Below are 1030 nucleotides of genomic sequence, written 5' to 3'. Positions count from 1 at the left end.
CGACCATCGCCACGCTGACCGAACGTGCCGTGCCGCCATCGCTGTCGCGCGAACAGCAACAACCGTCGGTGGCCATCACATCCAACCTCAACGGCGACTTCGCGCTCGGCGATGCGCTGACCCGTGCCGAAGAAATCGCCACACCGCTGCTGCCTGCGGGCAGCCGCATCCTGCCATTGGCCGAGGCAGCGACGCTGGGCGAGACCAACAGCGCCATGATCACCATCTTCGGCTTCGCGCTGGTCATCATTCTATTGGTGCTGGCCGCCCAGTTCGAAAGCTTCGTCAGCGCAGTCATCATCATGGCGACGGTGCCGCTTGGCCTCGCCTGCGCAATCTTTGCGCTGCTCCTCAGCGGCACCAGTCTCAACGCCTACAGCCAGATCGGCCTGGTGCTGCTGGTCGGCGTCATGGCCAAGAACGGCATCCTCATCGTCGAATTCGCCAACCAGCTGCGCGATCGCGGGCTTGGCGTGCGCGAAGCGATCGAGCAGGCCTCGATCATCCGCGTGCGGCCGGTAATGATGACGATGATCTGCACCGTGCTCGGCGGCTTGCCACTGGTTCTGGCGAGCGGCGCCGGTGCCGAGGCGCGCGTCGCACTTGGCTGGGTCATCGTTGGCGGATTGGGGCTGGCCACCGTCTCGACGCTGTTCCTGACGCCGGTCGCCTATCTCCTGCTTGGCCGCTTCGTCACGCCGAAAACCCATGAGGAAGCGCGGCTGAAGCGCGAGCTCGAGGAAGCCGCCTACACCAATGTAGAGCCCGCGGAATAGAGACATTCCAGGAAAGTGTGTGGCGGTTTTCCGCCGCTACTTCAGCAATCGGCCTTCGATCGACCAGCGCGCGGCGAGGAAATTCAGCACCGCCGCCACCACGACACCGCCGATCTTTGCCGGCCACACCCCGGCGATGCCGGCGAACAGCGCGATCGAAAGGCTGGAGACGCCGAGCGAAATCAGCCCCCCAAGCGAGGCGAAGCGAAGGAACGCGTCATGCAGCCGGATGGCTCGATTGCGCTCGAACGACC

General features: G+C 64.8%; 1 protein-coding gene and 1 pseudogene. One reads left to right on the top strand and one right to left on the bottom strand.

Features of this window, described 5'->3' with window-relative positions; genetic code table 11:
• Nucleotides 1-776 (top strand): efflux RND transporter permease subunit (locus tag EN993_RS37965; protein WP_245468951.1); only part of this gene is annotated, 776 nt, incomplete at its 5' end.
• Between the two features lie 36 nt (nt 777-812).
• Here the strand turns inward: EN993_RS37965 and EN993_RS23990 are convergent.
• Nucleotides 813-1030 (bottom strand): annotated as a pseudogene (locus EN993_RS23990) (GtrA family protein); the annotation flags it as partial.

Origin of the sequence: Mesorhizobium sp. M7D.F.Ca.US.004.01.2.1 (assembly GCF_003997785.1) — a bacterium.
Taxonomy (GTDB): Bacteria; Pseudomonadota; Alphaproteobacteria; order Rhizobiales; family Rhizobiaceae; genus Mesorhizobium; species Mesorhizobium loti.
This window is presented reverse-complemented; position numbering and strand designations above follow the sequence as displayed.